Origin of the sequence: Sandarakinorhabdus sp., from assembly GCF_032115815.1 — a bacterium.
In the GTDB taxonomy this organism is placed as follows: Bacteria; Pseudomonadota; Alphaproteobacteria; order Sphingomonadales; family Sphingomonadaceae; genus Sandarakinorhabdus.
Genome location: NZ_JAUMBI010000244.1, coordinates 1 through 3,412, shown reverse-complemented (window position 1 = coordinate 3,412; position 3,412 = coordinate 1). Strand labels below are relative to the sequence as shown.

3 protein-coding genes are annotated in these 3,412 nt (G+C 63.8%); 1 reads left to right on the top strand and 2 read right to left on the bottom strand.

Translation table 11 applies throughout. The features are described 5' to 3' along the window. Nucleotides 1-1,259: class I adenylate-forming enzyme family protein (locus RT662_RS14010; RefSeq protein ID WP_313671310.1), on the bottom strand; the 1,259-nt coding region annotated here is incomplete at its 3' end. Nucleotides 1,260-1,749: 490 nt separating this feature from the next. Between RT662_RS14010 and RT662_RS14005 the strand changes: the two genes are divergently transcribed. After that, nucleotides 1,750-2,499, top strand: a complete 750-nt coding sequence (locus tag RT662_RS14005; RefSeq protein WP_313671309.1) for a PEPxxWA-CTERM sorting domain-containing protein — start codon at nucleotides 1,750-1,752, stop codon at nucleotides 2,497-2,499. Between the two features lie 88 nt (nucleotides 2,500-2,587). Here the strand turns inward: RT662_RS14005 and RT662_RS14000 are convergent. Further along, on the bottom strand, nucleotides 2,588-3,412 hold an 825-nt coding region (locus RT662_RS14000), incomplete at its 5' end, for a DUF6537 domain-containing protein (RefSeq protein ID WP_313671308.1).

The following is a 3,412-nucleotide window of genomic DNA, read 5'->3' as shown; positions in this document are numbered from 1 at the left end:
CCCTTGATGACAGCGGCGCCCTTCACCCACAGCTCGCCGATTTCGCCCGGCGCCACCGTGTTGCCGGCATCGTCAACGCATTTGGCCTCATAGGCGGGCATGGCGGGCCCGGCACTGTCCGGCTTGTCGACAAAGAAGTCGCCGGAGACCGACGTGATGATCCCGCAGGTTTCGGTCATGCCGTACCCTGTACTTGGGCGCGCGCTGGCCACCTTGTCTTCGATCTTGTGCACCAGATCCGGCGGCACCTGGGCGCCGCCGCCCGACATCGCGGTCAGGCTCGACACGTCGGTGGTGGCGAAATCCGGGTGGTTGATCAGTTCACGCGCCATTACCGGCACGCCGCCGATGGAGGTGACGCGTTCCTGGGCAATGATGCGCAGCGCTTCGCCCGCGTCCCAGCGGTACATCAGCACGATGGTGCCGCCGGCCGCAGTCGTCGCATAGGCACCGCAATTGTTGGCGGTGACATGGAACAACGGCGTCGTCAGCAGCGACACCGGCACTGGCGCCGTGGCGGGCGGTTCCACCCCGGTAGCCAGCTGCACCGCCCGCGCCGTCGAGGCGCCGGCATAGAGCATGTTGAACAAATTGGTGATGCAGCCGCGGTGGGTGAGCTGCGCGCCCTTGGGAAAGCCGGTGGTGCCCGAGGTGTAGAAGATGCAGGCATCGGCATCGGGATCGATCGCCACGTCCGGCATTGCCCCGCCGTGGGCCAGAACATCGGCCAGGTCCGTCACGCCCGGCTCTGCCCCGCGCATCCGCACGCCCACGAGGCGCAGGCCGGCCGGTGGTTCGGCGATCTCCTTGTAGCGGTCGAGCCGCTCGGCATCGAGGAACAGGGCCTTGGGCGCGGAATCGGTGAGCGCATAGGCCATCTCCTCCGGCGTCCACCAGGCGTTCATGCCGACGACGGCAATGCCGGTGGAGACGCAGGCCCAGTAGATCAGCATCCATTCGGGATAGTTGCGCATGGCAATTGCCACCCGATCCCCCGGCCCGATGCCCTGCGCCGCCAGCCAGGCCGCGATGGCGTTCACACGGGTGTGGGCTTGCGCATAGGTCAGCCGCTCGTCGCCATAGACGAGGTAGGTCCGCTCCGCGAACGCGCCCGTCGATTGCCACAAGGCCCGCACATCGGGCAGCGCATGGCGATACGCCCGCACATTGATGCCACCCACCGCGACCGGAACGATCTCGAACGCCCCACCGGGCCCCGTCAACTCGTCACGCGCCTTCGCCAGTTCAGCGTAATGCATAACCCTCCCCAGAGCCTTCGTTCCTGGCTGACAGTGATACACGCGATCCGGCGGGCGGAAAGCTATCTAGAGCCAGCGGAAGCACCACCGCCCGCCGCTTGCTTCAAGGCTGTGGCCAGCCCTGCCGGCCTCATAATTGAGCTGATTCAGGAAAATCGAAAAGGTTCCTCATTTTTCAGTAAATATATTTTTTTATCGTAGTGGAACCAAATGAAATATTGTATATTTGCTGCATATATGAACAGACTGTTCATTATCAAAATCAAATAGTGTAAAAACATTTTACACTTTGCAAATTAACGAGAAATTCAACATCAAAGTTTATAATACGTTAACCTTAATTATTTGATTGGCATGAAACTTGCTTGTGATTCAGCGGCGCCTGACAGGGATGCGGTCATTTCGGCCGAATTTTTTCGTTCCGGCGTCCCCCCACGGAGTAAAGTGCATGTTGAAATCTCCTCGTCTCGCCCTGGCCTCGGTCTTTGCCGTGGTCGGGCTCTCCGCCGCGCCGGCCCAGGCGGTGCTCACCACGTTCGCCAATTTTACCGGCATCGACGCCGCAACCGGCGTTCGTTTCCAGAACAGTGCTCCCGATGATGTCAGTGGCACCAGCGGTACGCTCTATTCGATTGATGCTCTGACGAGCGCGCCGGGCTCCCGCCTGGTCAGCTTCTCGTTCCTGCCGCCGGCGCTTGCCGCGTCCGTCACCAATGTCCTGGCATCGTTCACCTTGCTGTCCAGCACGGCGTCGCCGGCCCAGACTGTCGGCGTCTTCACCCTCCAGCCCGGCCTCGCTGGCGGTTTCTCGTTCCTGTCGACCAGCGCAATCACGGTCGGCGGGACCAACTACGCTGCTGGATCGAACCTGCTCTCGGGCACGTTCACCGACGTCAGCATCTCGGGCCAGACCAATGCTTCGGCCGCGGCCTACAACGGTTCGACCGGCGGTGGTTCGACCATCCTGTTCACGTCGGATTTCGTGAGCTTCGTGCCGGGCAGCGACTTTGACATGTCGATTTCGCTGACCTCGCTGGCGCCGCTGCTGTTCGCCAACCCGGGCGCCGCTTTGCGTTCGTTCGAAGCCTACAGCACCGGCAGCTTCTCCAGCGACCCGGCAGCGATCGTCATCGGCGGCGTTCCTGAACCGTCGGCCTGGGCCATGCTGATCGCCGGCTTCGGCCTCGTCGGCTTCCAGGCCCGCCGTCGCCGCAACGCGGCAATGGCCACCGCCGCCTGATCCTGCCGGGCGGCGCGAAAACGCCGCCCACAGGTACAAGTGAGCATTTCGGCGGCAGGCTTTTCAGCCTGCCGCCGATTGTTCAAGATCAGGCCGCCGCCTTCGCCGCCAGCCCCGGCCATTTCGCCCACAGCGCGTCGCGGCGCTTGAGCATTTCGTCGCGGGCCTTGGCCTTGACGGGGCCGAAGCCGCGCACGTCCATCGGCAGTTTGGCGATGGCCAGCGCCAGGCCAATGTTGGCGGGGTTCACGTCGGTGCAGAGCCGGTCGATGTCGGCTTCGAACGCCAAAATGTCGGCGCGCTCAAAGCGGCGTTCTTCGCTGTAGCCGAAAATGTCCAGCGCACTGCCGCGCAGTCCTTTCAATTTGGCCAGCACACCGAACGCCTTGAAGATCCACGGGCCGAAACTGATTTTCTTCGGGCGGCCGGTGGCGGGATCGGTGCGGGTGATCAGCGGCGGGGCGAGCAGCACGCGGGGTTTGCCGCCGGCGAATTGGGCCGCGTACGCGGCCTCGAAGCGGCCATCGCTGTAGAGGCGGGCGACTTCATATTCGTCCTTGTAGGCCATCAGCTTGTAGAGGCTCTTGGCCACCGCTTCGCCGAACGCGTCGCCGCCGGCAGTGCGGGCCTTGTCGACCTGAGCGCGGAAGCGGGTGGCGTAGGCGGCGTCTTGATAGAGGATCAGGTCGGCCTCGCGCCTGGCGATCATCTCGTCGAGCGAGGTGGCGGGCGGTTCCGGCTGCGGGCCGCGGGTGGCTTCGACCAGCGCCAGCACCTGATCGGGGCGGGTGGCGAGCAGGCGGCCCAGCGCAAACGCCTTCTTGTTGAAGGGGATGGCGACGCCATTCAGATCGATGGCGGCTTCGATGCTTTCGCGCTTGAGCGGGATCAGGCCCTTCTGCCAGGCATAGCC